Here is an 18,082-nt window from a genome sequence, read left to right as displayed (position 1 = left end):
CACCGTCCTTGCGGAGACTCCCCCTCACCCCGACCCTCTCTCCGCAGGCGGGGAGAGGGAGCAACTAATAGCACGCGGCCATCGCGCCGAGTTTCGGATAGAGCTTGTCGATCGCGGTGATCTCGCTTTTCATCTGCGCGATGATCCAGTCGCGGATCTCGGTGGCGATGGGGCGCATCGGCCGGTTGCGCGGCGGCAGGAATTCGCAGATGCGGCGCGTGGTGGTGAGCGTGTCGGACGCCGGCACCAGCGCGCCGGTCAGGAGCCAGTGCGAAGCGACCGTCAGCCAGCCGAGCGCAATGCCTTGGCCGAGCAGGGCAGCCTGCATCACAACGGCATAGTCGGTGAAGCTCAGCGCCTTGGCCGCACCGCGGCGCCCGGTGAGAAGCGAGGCGTAATCCGCGGCCCAGTCGCCCGGCGTCTCGGCGAGGCGGATGATGGTGTTGCCCTCGGCAGGGTCGGTCTCGCCGAGATAGCCGGGGCTGCACATCGGCAGCATCACTTCCTTCATCACCAGCGTGCCGCCGGACGACGGCTCGTCGCGGTCGCGAAAGCGCATGCCGAGATCGACATTCTCCACCGGCCCGCGCAGCGCGCCGGAGATCAGCTGGAAGCGCAAATCGACCTCAGGAAACTGCCGCTGCAGCTTGTCGATGCGCGGCATCAGCCAATGCGTGGTGAAGGCGGAGGAGACCGACAGCGTCACCGTCTCGGTGCCCTTGCGCCGCCGTTCGATTTCCACGAGTCCGCTCTCGATGCTGCGAAAGCCTTCGAGCACACGGCGATAGAGCAACTCGCCTTCCTCGGTGAGCACCGCGCGGCCGGCCTTGCGGTCGAACAGGCGGACGCCGAGATGCTGCTCGAACTGGCCGAGCATCCGGCTCACCGCGGGCTGCGTGACGTTCAATTCGGCGGCCGCCGCGGTGAAACTGCCATTGCGCGCTGCTGCGTCGAAGACGAACAGGGCGTTACTGGACGGCAGCATCCGGCGGAGCTCGGGCATAAGGTCATGTTATGAGCCGGGTGAGAATTTGGCAATTGCCGAGTTTTGCCAAGTCTGGTGTCATTCGCATGACAGCCTAAAGACAGGGGCTTCGAGCAAAGGATTGGTTGCAGTGCACGCTGCAACCAGGAGTGCTCCAAATCCCTGTCTATAAAGCAGGCTTATGGCGCGCAGTGAGGCACGCCGGCTCAGGACATGGCGAGGTCGATCGTTGGACAAACGAGCGGAAAGCGTCGAGATCAGGTCCGCAAGCAAGGCTTACGGCGCGGTTCGCGCCCTCGACGACGTGTCCCTCAATGTCGGCGCCGGTGAGTTCGTCTCCCTGCTCGGCCCGTCCGGTTCCGGCAAGACCACGCTGCTCGGCATCCTGGGCGGCTTCATCCTGCCATCCAGCGGCACCATCCTGTTTGGCGGCCGCGACGTCACTTACATGCCGCCGCACAAGCGCGACATCGGCGTCGTATTCCAGAACTACGCGCTGTTCCCGCATATGAGCGTCGGCGAGAACGTCGCCTTCCCCTTGCGCGCGCGCCACCTGCCGAAAGCGAGCTGGCCGAACAAGGTGCGCGCGGCGCTCGCGATGGTCGGCCTTGCCGGCTACGAGGAACGCGGCATCGCGCAGCTCTCCGGCGGCCAGCGCCAGCGCGTGGCGCTGGCACGCGCCATGATCTTCGAGCCGCGTCTGATCCTGATGGACGAGCCGCTATCCGCGCTCGACAAGCAGCTGCGCGAATCCATGCAGATCGAGCTGCGCGCGCTGCACCGGCGCATCGGCGCCACCATCATCTACGTCACCCATGATCAGCGCGAGGCGCTGACCATGAGCGACCGCGTCGCCGTGATGAAGGACGGCCGGCTGATCCAGATCGACGAGCCGGCACGTCTGCACGACCATCCCGCCGATTCCTTCGTCGCAAGCTTCATCGGCGAGGCGACGATGTTGCCCGTCCGCCGCGTCGATGCCTCCAGCGTGGCGCTCGGCAGCGCCCTGTTGCGCAGTGCCCGCGCCATTCCCGACGGCGACGCCCTGATGCTGGCCGTGCACAGCGAGAAGCTGCTGATCGACGACGGCGCGCAGGATGCCGCCTGCAACCGGCTCAGCGGCACCGTCACCGACATCGTCTACCAGGGCGAGAGCCTGCGCATCTTCCTGGCGCTCGAAGGCGGCGTCGCGCTCAGCCTGCGCCAGCCGAGCTACCACCAGGCCTACAGCCGCATCCCGCCGCTCGGCGGCAGCCTCACCGTCACCCTCCACCCCGAGGACACCATCGTCGTGCCCAGGGTGGGGGACTGAATCCAGCCTAGTCCAACCCGAGAGAAGAGACCAAAATGTCGTCCCAAGCCGCGTTCAGCAATTTCAAGGTCCTCACCTTCGACGTCGTCGGCACCTTGATCGATTTCGAGACCGGCGTGCTCTCCGCGGTGCGCAAGATCTCGGGCAAGTCGCCGGCCGAGCTCAGCGACGAGCAGATCTTCGAGCCGTACAAGCGCGGCCGCGACAAACACTACGAGCGCTCCAGCGAGGCGATGTTCCACGTCTATCGCCATCTCGCCAAGGAGCTCGGATTGCCTTCCGACGATGCATCCTGCGACGTCTTCCAGCTCTCGGTGCTGCGCTGGGGGCCGTTCGCGGACTCGGTCGAGGCCCTGAAGCGCCTGCGCACGAAATTCCGCCTCGTGGCGATGACCAATGCGGATCGCGTCGCGCTGTCTTGTTACGCACACGCGCTCGGCAATCCCTTCGACGACACCGTTTGCGCCGACGACACCGGCGTCGCCAAGCCGAACCCGGAATTCTTCGCCTACAACAAGGGTCGCCAATCGGCCTTCGGCTACAAGCAGTCCGACATCCTCCACGTCGCGCAGAGCCAGTACCACGACATCGGGATCGCGCGGAAGCTCGGCTACAAGGTGTGCTGGATCGAGCGCCGCCAGGGCATCGCGGGTTTTGGCGGAACGCCGGCGGTGGAGACGCTGACCAAGCCGGACTTCCATTTCCCGACGCTGAAGGCGCTCGCCGACGCCGCGATCGGCCCGGCGGCGTAGACGGGTGAGCACGGGCATGACACGGGACTGGAGCGCGCTGCCATCGGCCAATTCGCTGTGGGAAGCCACGGCGGAACCGGCGCGCGCGTTTCCGGTGCTGTCGGGCGAGAGCCAGGCGGACGTGGTGGTCATCGGTGCGGGCTATACCGGCCTCTCCGCCGCGCACCACATCGCCAAGAGCGGCCTATCGCCGATCGTGCTCGAGGCCAACCGCCCCGGCTGGGGCGCGAGCGGGCGCAATGGCGGGGTGATCACCGCAAAGTTCCGCCTCTCGTTTCGCGAGATCGACGCCGTGCACGGCCGCGCCATGGCGCGGCGCATGTACGAGATCGCGCATGAATCCACCGACATCGTCGAGGAGCTGGTGTCCGAGTTCGGCATCAGCAGCGCCGCGTTGACGCGCGCCGGCCAGGTCAAGGCCGCGCACAACGAGACGACCTTGCGGGCCGCGATCGACGAAGCCAACTGGATGACGCGCGAGATGGGCGATGTGGAGGTCCGCATCCTCGACAAGCGCGGGGTGCGCGAGGAGACCGGTTCCGACATCTTCGTCGGCGGCGTGCTCAACCCCGGCTCCGGCGGCATTCATCCACTGAACTATCTGCGCGGTCTTGCCGATGGCGTGGCGCGCCGCGGTGTTCCCATCTTCCAGGAATCGCCGGTGCTCAGGCTGATGCGAGAGCAGGGCGGCATCGTCGCGGAGACGCCGCGGGGCGCGGTGCGGGCGAAGCAGGCCATCATCGCCACCAACAGCTACTCGGACCTCACCACCGCCACCGCGCAGATGCAGCGCACGCTGATCCCGTTCCGCAGCGCCATCATTGCGACCGACAAGCTGCCGCGCAATCTCGCCGGAAAATTGATGCCGACGGGGCGCACCTACACCGAGACCAAGCGCATGATGCGCTGGTTCCGCATGGTCGACAATCGCGTGATCTTTGGTGGCCGCGGCGCTTTCGGCAAGCAGGACTCCGAAGCCGCGTTCGACGCCTTGCGCAAGGCGATGGTCGGCATCTTCCCCGATCTCACTGAGGTGCCGCTCGCCTACAAATGGTCGGGCCTCGTCGCCATGACGCTGGACTCGGTGCCGCATATCGGCCGGCTCGACGACCGCACGCTGTTCTCGATGGGCTACAACGGCGCGGGCGTTGCGATGTCGAGCCTGATGGGGCGCTATCTCGCCGCCTTCGTGCGCGGCGAGACGCCGGATGTCGGCCTGCTCGACGCGCGGCGCATGAAGGCGATTCCATTCTATCCGCTGCGCGAGCCCGCCGTGCGCATGGTCGCCGGCTGGTACCAGTTTCTCGATGCGATCGGTCAGTGAGATCACTTTGGCGATGGAGGAGGCGAGGATGACGACGAAACAGAACTCTGCATTGGGCTACGCCCTGTTGGGCGCGATCGCGTTTGGCGGCACGGCGGCGAACGCGGCCGAGCAGATCACCTTCGTCTCGCAGGGCGGTGCCTATCAGGCGGCGCAGACGGTGGCGATCCTCGATCCCTCCGCCAAGAAGCTCGGCATCACCATCAACCAGGATTCCATCCCCGACGCCTGGCCCGCGATCAAGACCCAGGTCGGCAGCGGCAAGCCGATCTGGGATGTCGTGGACACGCCCACCGGCTATTGCCTGCGCGGCGGCGAGCAGGGGCTGATCGAGAAGCTCGACTTCTCGAAGATCCCGAACGCCGCGGCGATGCCGGAGGCCTATCGCAGCCCTTATTCGGTGTCCTACGAGTTCTATTCCAGCGTGCTGGCCTACAGCCAGAAGACCTTCCCGAAGGACGCGCCGAACAGCTGGGTCGATTTCTGGGACGTCAAGAAATTCCCCGGCCGCCGCGCGCTGCGCAACCATCCGATCGCCACGCTCGAAGCGGCGCTGATGGCCGACGGTGTCGCGCCCGACAAGCTCTACCCGCTCGACGTCGATCGCGCCTTCAAGAAGCTGGAGGAGATCAAGCCGCACATCACGGTGTGGTGGACGTCAGGCGCGCAGTCGGCGCAGCTGCTCAACGACGGCGAGGTCGACATGGAGATGGCCTGGAACGGCCGCGTCAGCGCGGTGGCCAAGGAGGGCGCCAAGGTGTCCTTCACCTACAACCAGGGCATCCTTCAGAGCACCTCGCTCTGCATCCTCAAGGGCGCGCCGAATCTCGAGACCGCGGTGAAATTCCTCAACGAGGCCGTCGATCCCGTGCACCAGGCCAATCTGCCGCTGCATATCGACTACGGTCCGGGCAATCCCAAGGCGTTCGAGACCAATGTGATCAAGCCCGAGCGCGCGGCGCAGTTGCCGAGCGAGCCGGCCAACGCGGCCAAGCAGGCGCTGATGTCCTACGCCTGGTGGTCCTCGCCGGCCGGCGAGGCGGCCGAGAAGCGCTGGGCCTCGTTCATGCAGAAGTAGACGAAGAGCGAAGCGAGGCAGCGTTGACGATATCAGTGCCAGATCCCTCCCAAAAGCATCAGCGCCGCGAGCACGGCCTGATGCTGGCATTGGTGTCGCCGGCGCTGCTGGTGATCCTGGCTCTGATCGTGCTGCCGGTCGGCTGGCTCGTCTGGCAGTCGATCTACCATGACGGCTTCACGCTGGAGAACTATCGCCGCGTCTTCACCGAGGACATCTACTGGCGCAGCTTCGCGCTGACCTTCGAGATCAGCCTCGCGGTCACGGGAATCGCGCTGCTGCTCGGCTATCCCGTGGCCTATCTTGCCAACTCTGTCCCGAAAGGGTGGAGCATCCTCATCCTCTCGCTGGTCGTGCTGCCGTTCTGGACCAGCGTGCTGGTCCGCGCCTATGCGTGGCTCGCGCTGCTCCAGCGCACCGGCGTGATCAACCAGTTCCTGCGCTATCTCGATGTGATCTCCGAGCCGCTCGCGCTGGTGCACAACACCTTCGGCACGGTGGTGGCCACCGTGCACATCCTTCTCCCGTTCATGGTGCTGCCGCTCTATGCCACCATGCAGAAGATCCCCGGCGACCTGATGCAGGCCGGCGCCAGCCTGGGGGCGAGCCCGTCGCTCACTTTCGTCCGCGTCTTCCTGCCGCTGTCGCTGCCGGGCGTGCTCGCCGGCTGCACCATGGTGTTCGTGCTCTGCCTCGGCTTCTACATTACGCCGGAGTTGCTCGGCGGCGGCCGCACCGTGATGGTGTCGATGCTGGTGAGTCGCAATGTCGAGCTCTACAACCAGTTCGGCGCGGCGAGCGCCGTCGCGGTGGTGCTGCTCGTCAGCGTGCTCCTGATCTTCCTCATCGTCAGCCGCTTCATTTCGCTCGATCGCATATTGGGGCAGAAATGACGCGATTGTCCCCCGCACGGATGGCCCTCTACGTGATCAGCGCGCTGGTGCTGGTCTACCTGATCCTGCCCGTGCTCATCATCGCGCCGATCTCCTTCTCCAGCGCGCGCTTTCTGACCTTCCCGCCGCCGTCGTTCTCGCTGCGCTGGTACCAGCAATATTTCGCCAATCCCGCCTGGATGCAGGCGACGCGGGTGACGCTGACGGTCGCGCTGCTGACCGTTCTGATCGCGACGCCGCTCGGGGTTGCCGCCGCCTACGCCATCAGCCAGTCCAAGCTGCGCGTCATGCGTCTCATCCACATGATGCTGCTGCTGCCGCTGGTGGTGCCGATCATCATCACCGCGGTCGGCATCTTCTTCGTCTATGCCAAGGTCGGCCTGGTCGCGACCCTGCCGGGCCTCGTGCTCGCCAATGTGATGCTGGGCCTGCCATACGTCATCATTTCGGTGCTCGCGGGCTTGCAGAGCTTCGATCCGGCGCAGGAGATGGTGGCGCGCAGCCTCGGCATGAACCGCCTGCGCAGCTTCTTCGCGGTGACGCTGCCGCAGATCAAGTCCAGCGTGGTGGCCGGCGGCATCTTCGCCTTCATCTCGGCGATGGACGAGACCATCGTTGCGCTGTTCATTTCCGGCGGGCAGTACCAGCCGCTGACCAAGCGCATGTTCACCGCGCTCCGCGACGAGATCGACCCGACCATTGCCGCGATCTCGACGTTGATGACGGCGGCCTCCTTCATGCTGGTGCTGCTGGCGAGCACGCGGGGGAAGCGGAGCGGGTGATTCTTGTTCGTCGTCCTGGCGAAAGCCAGGACCCATTATCCCAGGGAGATGTTGCCGCACGAGCTGGTAACCCCGAGTTTTCGCCAAACTGCGTTCGGTGGTTATGGGTCCTGGCCTTCGCCAGGACGACACGGAATATTTGGCGCTATTCTCGCCGCTTTACCCCTTCGCCCCCAGCCACGCCAAAATCATCTCCACGATCTGCGTCCGACTCCTCGCCAGCATCCTGGGTTCGCTCAGGTCGCGGTCGAACAGGGCGCCGAAGGTGTGGCGGTTGGCGACGCGGAAGAAGCAGTAGGAACTGATGGCCAGGTGCAGGTCGATGGCGTCGACGTCGTCGCGGAAGACGCCCTCGGTGCGGCCGCGCTCGAGGATGCCGTCGAGCGTCGCGATCACGCTGGCGTTGAGCTGGCGCAGTTGCAGGTTCTGCTTCAGGTGCTTGCCGTGGTGGATGTTCTCGATTGAGACGAGGCGGATGAAGTTCGGATTGCGCTCGTCGTGGTCGAAGGTCGCCTCGATCAGCCGGCGCAATCCCTCGCGCGCGTCGCAGCTTTCGATGTCGAGCTGATCCTCCAGCGCGCGGATGCTGCGATAGGCCTCCTCCAGCACCGCGAGGTAGAGCTGCTCCTTGCCGCCGAAATAATAGTAGATCATCCGCTTCGACGTGCGCGTGCGGGCCGCGATCGCATCGACGCGGGCGCCGGAATAGCCCTCCGAGGCGAATTCGGCCATCGCCACTTCGAGGATGTCGCGCTTGGTGCGCTCGGGGTCGTTGGTGCGCTTCGATGGGGGCGGCATGCGCTCGAGCATCACTGTTTCTCTCGCCAGTTTCCACGGATCACCTTGAAGGTGAAGGCAAATTTCACCCGTCCGGGCCTGGATCCAACGCGTATTGCATAAACGTACTAGTTCGTACATTATTCCTCCAAACCAAGGTTGCGGCAACCAGAACCACAAAACGCGCGCGCGGCGGACCGCCTGACGCGAGCCGCACCGGACACATGGGGAGGACTTGCAATGACGTTGACGTCAACCGCATCGCTGCACGCGTCATCCGCAGCGGAGGCAACACCGGGCAAGCTGCCGAAGCGCGCCGCGCTGGTCAGCTTCGTCGGCAGCATGCTCGAATACTACGACTTCTTCATCTACGGCACCGCGGCCGCGCTGATCTTTCCAAAAGTGTTCTTCGCCAATGTCGATCCCTCGACCGGGACGCTGCTCGCGCTCCTCAGCTTCGGCATCGGCTACATCGCGCGCCCCGTCGGCGCCGTCATCCTCGGCCATTTCGGCGACCGCATTGGTCGCAAGACGGTGCTGCTGTTCACACTGGTACTGATGGGTGGCTCGACGCTTGCGATCGGCCTGTTGCCGGATGCCAAGGCGATCGGCAATGCCGCGCCCGTCATCCTGACGCTGCTTCGCCTGTTACAGGGCCTCTCGGCCGCCGGCGAGCAGAGCGGGGCGAACTCGCTGACGCTGGAGCATTCGGCCAACTCCAACCGCGCCTTCTTCACGAGCTGGACCCTGAGCGGCACCCAGGCCGGTGCGATCCTGGCGACGCTGGTATTCATTCCGGTATCGAGCCTGCCGGAGGACCAGCTTCTGAGCTGGGGCTGGCGCGTTCCGTTCCTGCTTTCCGCTCTGGTGCTGCTGGTCGCCTACCTGGTGCGGCGGACCATGCCGGAAACGCCCGTGTTCGAAGACATCAAGGGCAAGGCGCAAGTTGCGCGCTTCCCCGTCGTCGCCCTGCTGCGCGACTACTGGCCCGACGTGCTGCGCGTCATCGTCTGCGCGCTGATCGCGACCGTGAGCACGATGACCGCCGTGTTCCAACTCGGCTATGCCACCAGCAAGTTCGGCGTCGCGCGCCCGACCATGCTGTGGGCCGGCGTGCTCGGCAACGTCACGGCGCTGCTCACCCAGCCGCTCTGGGCCCTGCTCGCCGACAAGATCGGCCGCAAGCCGGTGTTCATCGGCGGCGTGCTCGGCTGCGCGGTGCTGCTGTTCCCGTACTTCATGCTGGTGACGTCAGGCAACACGATCGCGATCTTCGCCGCCGCGATGATCCTGTCCGGCATCGTCTACGCCGCGCCGAACGCGATCTGGCCGTCGTTCTACGCCGAGATGTTCGAGGCGCGCGTGCGCTATTCCGGCACCGCGATCGGCACGCAGCTCGGCTTTCTCGTCGCCGGCTTCACGCCGCTGGTGAGCGCGAGCCTGGTCGGGGAGGGGCAGAACGGCTGGGTCCCCGTCGCGATCTTCGTCGCCTGCTGCTGCGTGATCTCGGCAGCCGCTGCGGCGACGGCGCGCGAAACCCACACCGTCGACATCGCCGATCTCGGCAAGCGGCGCGCTTGAGTGAAGACGAGGCACGCATGCTGACCAGCGCAGTTCAGACCACGAGTGGCCCCGTCGTCGGCACCACGCAGGCCGGTATGCGTGCCTTCAAGGGCGTGCCGTTCGCAACCGCGCCGCGCTTTGCCAAGGCAATGCCGCCGAAAGCGTGGACGGAGCCGCTCCGCTGCACGGGCTACGGTGCTTACGCGCCGCAGCCGGGCCATCTCGATCATGCGGACGAGGCTGCCTGTCTCAGCCTGAACATCTGGACGCGTGCAGAGGCCGATCGGCCGCTGCCGGTGCTGGTCTTCATCCATGGCGGCGCCTTCGTCACCGGCGGCGGCGCCGACTATGACGGCGCATTCCTCGCCGCGCACGGTCCGGCGGTGATCGTCACCATCAACTACCGGCTCGGCCCGCTCGGATTCCTGCAATTGCATCGCCTTGGGCTCGGCGAGGCCAACAACCTCGCGATCTCGGATTCGCTCGCCGCCCTCGACTGGGTGCGCGCCAATATCGCGGATTTCGGCGGCGATCCTGACGCGATCACGCTGTCCGGCCAGTCGGCCGGCGCCTCGATGGTGATCGCGCTCGCAACCCTGCCGCAGGCCAGAGGCAAGTTCATTCGCGCCCTCGCGCTCAGCGCGCCCGGGCGGAACATCATGAGCGCCGATCATGCCGACGACGTTGCACGCCGCGTGCTTGCCGAGCTCGAATTAGCGCACGACCCAACCGCGATTGCCTCTTTGCCACTGCCAAAGCTCTTCGCGGCGGTGGAGCGCGTCAGTCGCAGGCTTGCGGACGAGACCGAACAAGGCACCGTGTTCGGCCCGGTGCTCGATGGAATCGTGATTCCGCGCGAGCCGCGGGACGTCTTCGCCGAAGGAACCTTGCGCGACATTCCGCTCTGGCTCGGCTCCTGCCGCGACGAGATGGTGATGTTCCTGAAGAGCACGCCGCCGGCCGCGATGATCCGCACCACCGAACGACAAGTGCGCGCCGCAGTCGGCGATGCCGGCTGGCAACGTCTGCTGGCGTATTACCGCGCCACAGCGCGCGTCGACGAGGATCCGTACGAGGCGCTGCTGTCCGACGCGTTCTGGCATCGCCCCATGGCAGATCTTGCGCGGCTTCATGCCGCGGCTGGCGGCGCGGTGTGGCTGAGCCGGTTCGACCATCGCCCGGCGCTGGAGCCGTTCCTGTCGCAGGGGCCGACCCACGGTGCCGACAATGCCTGCCTCTGGGCGCACCCGCCGGATTTCATCGACCGCCCGATCCTGAAGCGCAAGGGCGGGCCGATGACGCCCGAGGATATCGAGGTCGCCGCGCGGTTTCAGGCAAGCGTGCTGCGCTTCGTCACATCCGGCGCGCCCGACATCGCGGAAGCCTGGCCGCGGTTCGAGCCGGCCAAGGAGCCGCTCGCAATCTTCGGCCAGCCGTTCCACATTGTGCCTCTCAATGAAGGCGTGCGCTCCCGCCTGTGGGCGGAGCTGTCGGCCCAACGCGGCGCGCCGCAGGCTCCGGCCGCGCGAGCGAAGATCGGTTGATCGCAGCACCTTGGTCATGTAAGCGTTCGTCCAGCGCCGATTTGATCCTCAGCTTGCGGGCGCTTCTAAAAATGCAGCTAAAGAGACCCGCTATCCCTGCATCGTCCCGCATTGGGTGAATCGTCGGCCATCTCGAATGGAGAGGCCAAGTGAAATTTGCTGCCATCGCGGATGTGCACGGAAATCGTCCGGCGCTCGAAGCCGTCCTTGCGGACATTGCTGCGCTCGGCATCAACGAGGTCGTGAACCTGGGCGACCATGTTAGCGGTCCGCTCGAAGCGGCCCGAACGGCTGACCTGCTGATGGAGCGAGGCTTTCCGTCCATCAAGGGCGATCAGGACCGCATTCTCGTGGAGCTGTGGCAGGCCGGCACATCGGCGCGCAGCGATTTCCGAGAGCTCGAACGCAAGCATTTCGAGTGGATGGCAAGCATGCCGTCCACGCTCATGTATAGGGGGCGGGCGTTCCTGTGCCATGGATCGCCAGGGAATGATGCTGCGTTCTGGCTCGACCACATCGCGGGCGACGGCTGCCCGCGTCCGAGCCGGATTGATTCTATTGAGGCCGGCGCCGAGGGGATCGACGCCGAGATCATCCTGTGCGCACACACGCACATTCCGCGCGTGGTGCGTCTGAAGGATGGCCGGCTGGTCGTCAATCCCGGCAGCGTTGGATTGCCCGGTTACGACGGGAAGATGCCCGTTCCCTACGTGGTCGAGGTCGGCACCCCTCATGCGTGTTACGCAATTCTGGAGCATGCCAACAGAGGCTGGTCCGCGACGCTCCGCTACGTGGCCTACGACACCACGGCCATGGCAGCATTGGCGCGGGCCAGGGGAATGCTCACCTGGGCGAGCGCGATTGCAACGGGCTGGGTGCAGCGGGATCACCTGTAATCTGCTTCACACGCGAATGCGCCGAGTAACGCTAGATGAAGTGAGGCTTCGCTTCCGCGCGGCCCGCTTCGGAGCTGGCGATGATTGCTGCACTGGCAAGAGCAATATCCCGCGCGACGGGAACCAATGTCGATGTCGAGACTCTGAAAGTCGTCGTCATATTCTCGGGAGCGGGCCTGCTGCTCTCACTCGTTGCTGCAATGATCTACGGACAGGCTGTCAACGCCGCCTTATTTTAGGCTCCTGCGCGTTCATCGCGCGCCTCGCCGCCTGTCCCGGCTGGTTCAGCGCAGGAACGGCACGGGATGGGCCGCGCGATGGAAGAAGTTGATCAGGGTATTGATGTCGAACACCGGCAGACCCGACACCTCGGCGACGTCCCGCGAGAATGGGCACATGTTGGTGCACTCGAACAGGATCGCGCCGGGATTTTTGCAGGACGCCATGAAGGCTTCCGTCATCTCGATCATCTCGGCGCGCAGCACGTCAGTGTCCAGCTCTTCGCGGCCGAGAATGTAGGTTGCGGGAAACTGCGCATCGGGCTTCATGCCCTGGATTTGAACGAGAATGTCGTCCGGCGACCAGCCGACGCCGCGGAAGTGCCCTTCGTTCATGTGGTGGCCGCGTTCGGTGAAGATGCCGATGACCTTGCCGGGCGGCAGCATGGCGTGGATCAGCGGCGCCTGGATCAGGCTCGAGGTGAAGACCGGGATGTTCACGGCAGCCGCGAGCTGCTTCTGGAACGGCGCGAGGAAGCCGCAACTCGTCGTTATCGCTTTGACGCCGTCGGCTTCCAATTCGCGGGCCGCGGCGATGAACGGCTCGAGCAGGGTCGGATCGGGCTGGTCGCCCATGATCCTTGTGGCGTGCGCGCCGCGCACGATCTTGTAGCGCACCGGGAAGTCGTAGGAGAGCGCGTTGCCGATGTCGCCGCGCGGGCGCGGGAAGCGGGTATCGAGCATCAGAATGCCGATCGTCTCGCCGTAATTCGTGAAGCCGCCGCGGAGTTTCATGGTTCGTCCCACCGATTCGGGATGGTCGTGGCCGGCAGTCTAATGCGTTTCGTGAAACCGGCTGAGGAGGGACTTCCGCCGTTCGCTGCGCGGCTGGCGGATCATCTCCTCTGGCGTACCGATCCCGGCCATGACGCCATCATTCATGAAGCCGACGCGGGCTCCGGTACGGCTTGAGCACCGCGAATCCCCAGACATACATCGCGGATTGGCGCTCAGAACTGCACTTCGCCGGGAATGTCGTCCGCGCCGAGACCTACGGCTTCGAAACCCTTCAACATCCATTCGCGGGTCTGGCCCAGCGAGCGGTTGTAGTCGGCCCAGGCGCTGAGGAAGTCCTTGTAGCGCCGGTCGCTTTCGGCGCGGATGCCCATATTGGTCGGCAGCGTAAGCAGCGGACGTGGCACCGCGAGCTCACCGAGCGTCGGGTTCTTCTTCAAGGTCGCGACCGAAAGCACCGCCAGCGAAATGTTGCAGTCCGCGCGTCCGGTTGCGACGGCGAGGATCGCCTCGTTGCGCTCCTTGAAGCCGAGGATCGTCGCCTTCGGGCAATAGCGGCGCGCGATCGTCTCGTGGGTCGAGCCGATGTCGACGGCGATCTTGACCTCGGGCTTGTTCAGCTCGGCCCAGGTTTGCGGCTTGGCAAAACCCTTCTTGGTGATGACGGTGAAGGAGTGCACCAGGATGGGCGTGGAAAAGTCGATGACCAGCGAGCGCTCCGGTGTCGGGTTCACGGCGAAGGCAAGGTCGATCTTCTCGGCCTGGAGATCCAGGATCTGGTTGCCCCAGGTCGATTCCAACGTCTCGACCTTGGCACCGAGCTTGCCGGCGATGTCGTTCGCCATGTCGATGCAGGCGCCCGACCATTGATTGGTGGTGAGGTCCTTGTGGAAGTAAGGATCCTGGCCGGCGATGACGGCGATCCGCAGCACGCCGCTCTTCTTGATCCGTTCGAGCGTCGAGCCCGGCGCGGTGTCGGCCTTGGCCGAACCGGTTGCGGCGATCGCGGCTCCGGCGAGGGCGACAGTGGTGAGTGCATCCCTGCGATTCATGGCAGTTCTCCTGGGCAGTCGCTTCTGGACATTCGAACCCGGCGTCTGGACTATTTCTGTATTCAGATTAAAATGCAATACGGTATTTTAAACTGGACAGGAAAGACAGGCCCGTGCGCGCTCTCTTCGTCGATGCCAATGACACCCTTGCCGCGGTGACCGAGAAACTGCTGCGCGGGGACAGCCTTCCGGTCGGCATCAACCGCAACCCCGCGATCACTCCCGACGACCTGCCACGCCTTCTTGACGGTGTTGAGATCATGATCGTCGACCATACCGCGGTGCCGACGGCGATTGCCGCGAAATGTCCTGCCCTGAAGCACGTCGTCTTCCTCGGCACCGGCGCGCGCAGCTACATGAATCCGGAGGAGCTGGGCCAGCGCGGCATCTCGGTTCACACCATCAAGGGCTATGGCGACACCGCCGTCGCCGAATGCGCGATCGCCCTGATGTGGGCCTCTGCAAAGAGCTTCGGAGAGATGGATCGCGGCATGCGCGAGGGCAATTGGCTGCGTCGCGATGCGCTGCAGCTCACCGGCAAGACGCTCGGCCTGATCGGCTTCGGCGGCATCGCGGCGGAAGCCGCGCGCATGGCGCTTGGCTGCGGCATGAAGGTGATCGCCTGGAACAGATCGCCGAAGACGCATCCGGGCGTCGAATTCGTCCCGCTGGAGAAGCTCCTTGCGGACAGCCACGTCGTATCGCTGCATCTGCTCCTCAACGACGAGACCAAGGGTTTCCTGTCGCGCGAGCGCATCGGGATGATGCGCCCAGGCAGCATCCTGATCAACACCGCGCGCGGCGCCGTGGTCGACGAGGACGCGATGTGCGATGCGCTGCGCTCGGGCCACATCGCCCATGCCGGCCTCGACGTCTTCACCGTCGAGCCGCTGCCTCCAGGCCATCCGCTGACCAAACTGCCGAACGTGACGCTATCGGCGCATTCGGCGTTCCGCACGCCGGAGGCGAGCGACAACCTGATCGGCGCGGCGCTCGATCATTGCCGCCGCATCATCGCGAATGGGCGGTAGTGCAAACAGCAGGGGCGGGCATGACGCCTGCGCAGGGAGCGGGAAGCCTTTCGATCTTGCGCCTCCTGTTGGCCTGTCCTACGCCACCCGCGAACGACATTTTCGCGAGGCGCCCGAGCGCGTCGCCAAAGCCTGCAGGGAGCTGTCATGACCATTCGTAACACCCGCACCGGGGGCCAGATCCTGATCGATCAGCTCGTCGCCCAAGGCGTCGAGCGCGTCACCTGCGTGCCGGGCGAGAGCTATCTTGCGGCGCTGGACGCGCTGCACGACAGCCCGATCGACGTGATGATCTGCCGCGCGGAGGGCGGCGCCGCGATGATGGCGGAGGCCTATGGCAAGCTCACGGGGCGTCCGGGAGTCTGCTTCGTCACCCGCGGCCCCGGCGCGACCAATGCCAGCCACGGCGTCCACATCGCGATGCAGGATTCGACACCGATGATCCTGTTCGTCGGCCAAGTCGATACCGGCATGCGCGAACGCGAGGCGTTCCAGGAGCTCGACTACAAGGCCGTGTTCGGCACCATGGCGAAATGGGCGGTCGAGATCGATCGCCCCGACCGCATTCCGGAACTGGTCGCGCGCGCCTTCCGCGTCGCGATGCAGGGCCGTCCGGGCCCCGTGGTGATCTCGCTGCCGGAGAACATGCTGACCGAGACCGCCGCCGTCGCCGATGCCATGCGCATCGAGCCGGCGGTGAGCTGGCCCGCGCCCGCGGACATTGAGCGTGTCGGCGCCATGCTCGCGAGCGCCAAGGCGCCGCTCGTCATTCTCGGCGGCTCGCGCTGGACGGATGAGGCGACCAAGAGCATCGCGCGTTTTGCCGAGCGGTTCGACCTGCCGGTGGCGACCTCGTTCCGCCGGGCCTCGCTGATCGACGCCGACCATTCGCATTATGCCGGCGATCTCGGCATCGGGCCGAGCGCGGGCCTGAAGGCGCGCATCGACGGCGCCGATGTCGTTCTGCTCATCGGCGGCCGCATGTCGGAGATGCCGTCCTCGTCCTACACGCTGCTCGACATTCCGACCCCGCAGCAGAAGCTGATCCACGTTCATCCGGGCTCCGAGGAGCTTGGCCGCGTCTATCAGCCGGCGCTCGCGATCCAGGCGACGCCCGCCGCGTTCGCCGCGGCCGTCGAGACGCTGAAGCCCTCCGGGGCGGTTGCCTGGAAGGGCGAGGCGGCCAAGGCGCATGCCGATTACCTCGCCTGGACCGAGAAGGCGCGCGAGCTGCCGGGCACGTTCCAGTACGGCCAGGTCATGACCTGGCTGCGCGACCGGCTGCCGAAGGACGCGATCGTCTGCAACGGCGCCGGCAACTATGCCGGCTGGATCCATCGCCATCACCGCTTCCACAGTTTTGCGTCCCAGCTCGCCCCGACCTCGGGCTCGATGGGGTACGGCGTGCCAGCGGCGGTGCTGGCGAAACGGCAATATCCGGATCGCACTGTCGTCGCCTTTGCCGGCGACGGCTGCTTCCTGATGAACGGGCAGGAGTTTGCGACCGCCGTGCAGTACGACGCGCCGCTGGTCGTCATCGTCGTCGACAATTCGCAATACGGCACCATCCGCATGCACCAGGAGCGCGACTATCCCGGCCGCGTCGTCGGCACCCAGCTCAAGAACCCGGACTTTGCGATGTACGCCAAGGCGTTCGGCGGCCACGGCGAGCGCGTCGAGCGCACCGAGGAGTTCGCGCCGGCGTTCGAGCGCGCGCTGGCTTCGGGCAAGCCGTCGATCCTCCACTGCATCATCGATCCGCGCGCGATCTCGGTCGGCAAGGATTTTGTGCCGTCGGTGAAGGCGTAAGCGATGCCCGAAGGCCGCCACGTCGCCATCATCGGAGCCGGCGCGGTCGGTGTGATCAGCGCCATCGAGGCGCTGCGCGAGGGCCATCGCGTCACGCTGATCGATCCCGGCGAGCCCGGTGGCGAACAGGCGGCGAGCTACGGCAACGCCGGCTGGCTCTCCTCGCATTCGGTGATTCCGCCGGCCGAACCTGGCATCTGGAAGAAGGTGCCGGGCTATCTGATGGACCCCCTCGGCCCGCTCGCGATCCGCTGGTCGTATTTGCCGAAGGCGCTGCCCTGGCTGATCAAGTACCTGCTCTCGGGCTGGACCGAGGCGCGCGTGGAAAAGACCGCGTTTGCGCTCCGCGACCTGCTGAAGGACGCGCCGCTGCTGCATCGAAAGCTCGCGGAAGAGGCCGGCGTCCCGGAGCTGATCGAACGCAACGGCGTGATGCATGCCTTTCCCTCGCGCGGCAATTTCGACAACGATCTCGGCTGGCGCCTGCGCAAGAAGGTCGGGGTCGCGTGGCTGGAGCTCAATGCCGACGAGATGCGTCAGCGCGAGCCGGACCTGCATCCGCGCTACAGCTTTGGCGTGGTGGTGGAAGAAGCCGGCCGCTGCCGCGATCCCGGCGCTTACGTTGCGGCACTGGCCAATCACGCGCTGGCCAGCGGCGCCAAGCTCGTGCGCGCCAAGGCGACAGGGCTGAAGCTTTCCGGCAACAAGCTCGTCGCTGTCGTCACCGAGACCGGCGAGATCGCTTGCGATGCCGCGGTGGTCGCCGCGGGGGCACGGTCCAAGCAGCTCACCGCATCGGTTGGCGATCCCCTGCCGCTCGAGACCGAGCGCGGCTATCACGTCATGATCGAGAACCCGGAAACGGGTCCGCGCAGCTCGATCATGGCGTCCGACGCCAAGATGGTCGTGAACTGGACCAACAAGGGCCTGCGCGCCGCCGGCACCGTCGAGATCGCCGGTCTCGAGGCCGCGCCGAACTGGAAGCGCGCCGAGATCTTGCGCGACCATCTCTTCAGCATGTTCCCGAAACTTCCGAGGGACATTCCGGCCTCGCGCATCAAGACCTGGTTCGGTCATCGTCCCAGCATGCCGGACGGACTACCCTGCATCGGCCACGCGCGCGCCTCGCGCGACATCGTCTATGCCTTCGGCCATGGCCATGTCGGCCTGGTCGGCTCGGCCCGCACCGGGCGTCTCGTCGCCCAGCTTCTGAGCGGCAAGCAGCCCGAGATTCCGCTCGCGCCGTTTTCGCCCACTCGCTTCCTCTGAGG

At 65.7% G+C, this 18,082-nt stretch carries 17 protein-coding genes and 1 riboswitch; of the genes, 13 read left to right on the top strand and 4 right to left on the bottom strand.

The genetic code is table 11. The features are described from left to right. Nucleotides 1-64: 64 nt before the first annotated feature. The gene (locus BJA_RS34605; protein WP_011089568.1) at nucleotides 65-1,003 is read right to left on the bottom strand and encodes a LysR family transcriptional regulator; all 939 of its coding nucleotides are present in this window, start codon (nucleotides 1,001-1,003) and stop codon (nucleotides 65-67) included. A gap of 211 nt (nucleotides 1,004-1,214) precedes the next feature. On the opposite strand from BJA_RS34605, the gene BJA_RS34600 reads away from it, so the two are divergent. The 6 genes from BJA_RS34600 to BJA_RS34575 all read left to right on the top strand — a co-directional run bounded on the left by BJA_RS34600 (nucleotide 1,215) and on the right by BJA_RS34575 (nucleotide 7,126). Beyond that, nucleotides 1,215-2,297: an ABC transporter ATP-binding protein gene (locus BJA_RS34600; protein WP_038965672.1), complete on the top strand. Its 1,083-nt coding sequence runs from the start codon at nucleotides 1,215-1,217 to the stop codon at nucleotides 2,295-2,297. Between the two features lie 35 nt (nucleotides 2,298-2,332). Continuing rightward, on the top strand, nucleotides 2,333-3,049 hold the full coding sequence (locus BJA_RS34595; RefSeq protein ID WP_011089566.1) for an HAD family hydrolase: 717 nt from the start codon (nucleotides 2,333-2,335) through the stop codon (nucleotides 3,047-3,049). A 16-nt stretch (nucleotides 3,050-3,065) separates the two neighbouring features. Continuing rightward, nucleotides 3,066-4,373: an NAD(P)/FAD-dependent oxidoreductase gene (locus tag BJA_RS34590; protein WP_038965673.1), complete on the top strand. Its 1,308-nt coding sequence runs from the start codon at nucleotides 3,066-3,068 to the stop codon at nucleotides 4,371-4,373. Between the two features lie 28 nt (nucleotides 4,374-4,401). After that, on the top strand, nucleotides 4,402-5,451 hold the full coding sequence (locus BJA_RS34585) for an ABC transporter substrate-binding protein (RefSeq protein WP_178372667.1): 1,050 nt from the start codon (nucleotides 4,402-4,404) through the stop codon (nucleotides 5,449-5,451). Between the two features lie 80 nt (nucleotides 5,452-5,531). Continuing rightward, nucleotides 5,532-6,344, top strand: a complete 813-nt coding sequence (locus BJA_RS34580) for an ABC transporter permease (RefSeq protein WP_038965674.1) — start codon at nucleotides 5,532-5,534, stop codon at nucleotides 6,342-6,344. Further along, nucleotides 6,341-7,126: an ABC transporter permease gene (locus BJA_RS34575; protein ID WP_011089562.1), complete on the top strand. Its 786-nt coding sequence runs from the start codon at nucleotides 6,341-6,343 to the stop codon at nucleotides 7,124-7,126. Before BJA_RS34580 ends, BJA_RS34575 begins: the two co-directional genes overlap by 4 nt. A gap of 159 nt (nucleotides 7,127-7,285) precedes the next feature. Here BJA_RS34575 and BJA_RS34570 read toward each other — a convergent pair whose 3' ends face one another. Continuing rightward, nucleotides 7,286-7,936, bottom strand: coding sequence for a TetR/AcrR family transcriptional regulator (locus BJA_RS34570; RefSeq protein ID WP_028174499.1), 651 nt, complete (start codon nucleotides 7,934-7,936; stop codon nucleotides 7,286-7,288). Between the two features lie 207 nt (nucleotides 7,937-8,143). On the opposite strand from BJA_RS34570, the gene BJA_RS34565 reads away from it, so the two are divergent. The 4 genes from BJA_RS34565 (at nucleotide 8,144) to BJA_RS42455 (ending at nucleotide 12,145) form a co-directional block, all read left to right on the top strand. Then, nucleotides 8,144-9,484 carry an MFS transporter gene (locus tag BJA_RS34565; protein WP_011089560.1) on the top strand — a complete coding sequence of 447 codons (1,341 nt, stop codon included), beginning with the start codon at nucleotides 8,144-8,146 and terminating at the stop codon, nucleotides 9,482-9,484. Nucleotides 9,485-9,501: 17 nt separating this feature from the next. Further along, on the top strand, nucleotides 9,502-11,010 hold the full coding sequence (locus BJA_RS34560; RefSeq protein WP_011089559.1) for a carboxylesterase/lipase family protein: 1,509 nt from the start codon (nucleotides 9,502-9,504) through the stop codon (nucleotides 11,008-11,010). 23 nt (nucleotides 11,011-11,033) lie between these two features. Then, nucleotides 11,034-11,112: riboswitch (SAM riboswitch) on the top strand. Between the two features lie 47 nt (nucleotides 11,113-11,159). Continuing rightward, nucleotides 11,160-11,906, top strand: a complete 747-nt coding sequence (locus tag BJA_RS34555) for a metallophosphoesterase family protein (protein WP_011089558.1) — start codon at nucleotides 11,160-11,162, stop codon at nucleotides 11,904-11,906. 80 nt (nucleotides 11,907-11,986) lie between these two features. Next, nucleotides 11,987-12,145, top strand: coding sequence for a hypothetical protein (locus tag BJA_RS42455; protein WP_165448172.1), 159 nt, complete (start codon nucleotides 11,987-11,989; stop codon nucleotides 12,143-12,145). Between the two features lie 45 nt (nucleotides 12,146-12,190). Here BJA_RS42455 and BJA_RS34550 read toward each other — a convergent pair whose 3' ends face one another. Together BJA_RS34550 and BJA_RS34540 are read right to left on the bottom strand one after the other, a co-directional pair. Continuing rightward, nucleotides 12,191-12,919 (bottom strand): aspartate/glutamate racemase family protein, encoded by a 729-nt coding sequence (locus BJA_RS34550; RefSeq protein WP_038965675.1) that lies wholly within the window; start codon nucleotides 12,917-12,919, stop codon nucleotides 12,191-12,193. 215 nt (nucleotides 12,920-13,134) lie between these two features. After that, nucleotides 13,135-13,971 (bottom strand): transporter substrate-binding domain-containing protein, encoded by an 837-nt coding sequence (locus BJA_RS34540; RefSeq protein ID WP_011089555.1) that lies wholly within the window; start codon nucleotides 13,969-13,971, stop codon nucleotides 13,135-13,137. A gap of 113 nt (nucleotides 13,972-14,084) precedes the next feature. Here BJA_RS34540 and BJA_RS34535 point away from each other — a divergent pair, with 113 nt between their 5' ends. The 3 genes from BJA_RS34535 (at nucleotide 14,085) to BJA_RS34525 (ending at nucleotide 18,080) form a co-directional block, all read left to right on the top strand. Beyond that, a complete protein-coding gene (locus tag BJA_RS34535; RefSeq protein ID WP_011089553.1) occupies nucleotides 14,085-15,002 on the top strand; it encodes an NAD(P)-dependent oxidoreductase in 918 nt (305 codons plus the stop codon). A gap of 147 nt (nucleotides 15,003-15,149) precedes the next feature. Further along, nucleotides 15,150-16,811, top strand: coding sequence for a thiamine pyrophosphate-binding protein (locus BJA_RS34530; RefSeq protein WP_011089552.1), 1,662 nt, complete (start codon nucleotides 15,150-15,152; stop codon nucleotides 16,809-16,811). 3 nt (nucleotides 16,812-16,814) lie between these two features. Beyond that, entirely contained in the window at nucleotides 16,815-18,080 is a 1,266-nt protein-coding gene (locus tag BJA_RS34525) for an NAD(P)/FAD-dependent oxidoreductase (protein ID WP_011089551.1), read from the top strand. The last annotated feature ends 2 nt before the right edge of the window (nucleotides 18,081-18,082 follow it).

The organism is Bradyrhizobium diazoefficiens USDA 110, assembly GCF_000011365.1.
Classification (GTDB): Bacteria; Pseudomonadota; Alphaproteobacteria; order Rhizobiales; family Xanthobacteraceae; genus Bradyrhizobium; species Bradyrhizobium diazoefficiens.
Note: the sequence above shows the minus strand (reverse complement) of the source record. Positions and strands in the feature narration are given on the sequence as shown.

Coding starts and splice junctions, on each gene's coding strand:
- BJA_RS34570 (WP_028174499.1), bottom strand. CDS start 7,936: ATGCTCGAGCGCATGCCGCCCCCATCGAAGCGCACCAACGACCCCGAG.
- BJA_RS34595 (WP_011089566.1), top strand. CDS start 2,333: ATGTCGTCCCAAGCCGCGTTCAGCAATTTCAAGGTCCTCACCTTCGAC.
- BJA_RS34565 (WP_011089560.1), top strand. CDS start 8,144: ATGACGTTGACGTCAACCGCATCGCTGCACGCGTCATCCGCAGCGGAG.
- BJA_RS34580 (WP_038965674.1), top strand. CDS start 5,532: ATGCTGGCATTGGTGTCGCCGGCGCTGCTGGTGATCCTGGCTCTGATC.
- BJA_RS34605 (WP_011089568.1), bottom strand. CDS start 1,003: ATGCCCGAGCTCCGCCGGATGCTGCCGTCCAGTAACGCCCTGTTCGTC.
- BJA_RS34550 (WP_038965675.1), bottom strand. CDS start 12,919: ATGAAACTCCGCGGCGGCTTCACGAATTACGGCGAGACGATCGGCATT.
- BJA_RS34525 (WP_011089551.1), top strand. CDS start 16,815: ATGCCCGAAGGCCGCCACGTCGCCATCATCGGAGCCGGCGCGGTCGGT.
- BJA_RS34585 (WP_178372667.1), top strand. CDS start 4,402: ATGACGACGAAACAGAACTCTGCATTGGGCTACGCCCTGTTGGGCGCG.
- BJA_RS34590 (WP_038965673.1), top strand. CDS start 3,066: ATGACACGGGACTGGAGCGCGCTGCCATCGGCCAATTCGCTGTGGGAA.
- BJA_RS34540 (WP_011089555.1), bottom strand. CDS start 13,971: ATGAATCGCAGGGATGCACTCACCACTGTCGCCCTCGCCGGAGCCGCG.
- BJA_RS34530 (WP_011089552.1), top strand. CDS start 15,150: ATGACCATTCGTAACACCCGCACCGGGGGCCAGATCCTGATCGATCAG.
- BJA_RS34575 (WP_011089562.1), top strand. CDS start 6,341: ATGACGCGATTGTCCCCCGCACGGATGGCCCTCTACGTGATCAGCGCG.
- BJA_RS42455 (WP_165448172.1), top strand. CDS start 11,987: ATGATTGCTGCACTGGCAAGAGCAATATCCCGCGCGACGGGAACCAAT.
- BJA_RS34560 (WP_011089559.1), top strand. CDS start 9,502: ATGCTGACCAGCGCAGTTCAGACCACGAGTGGCCCCGTCGTCGGCACC.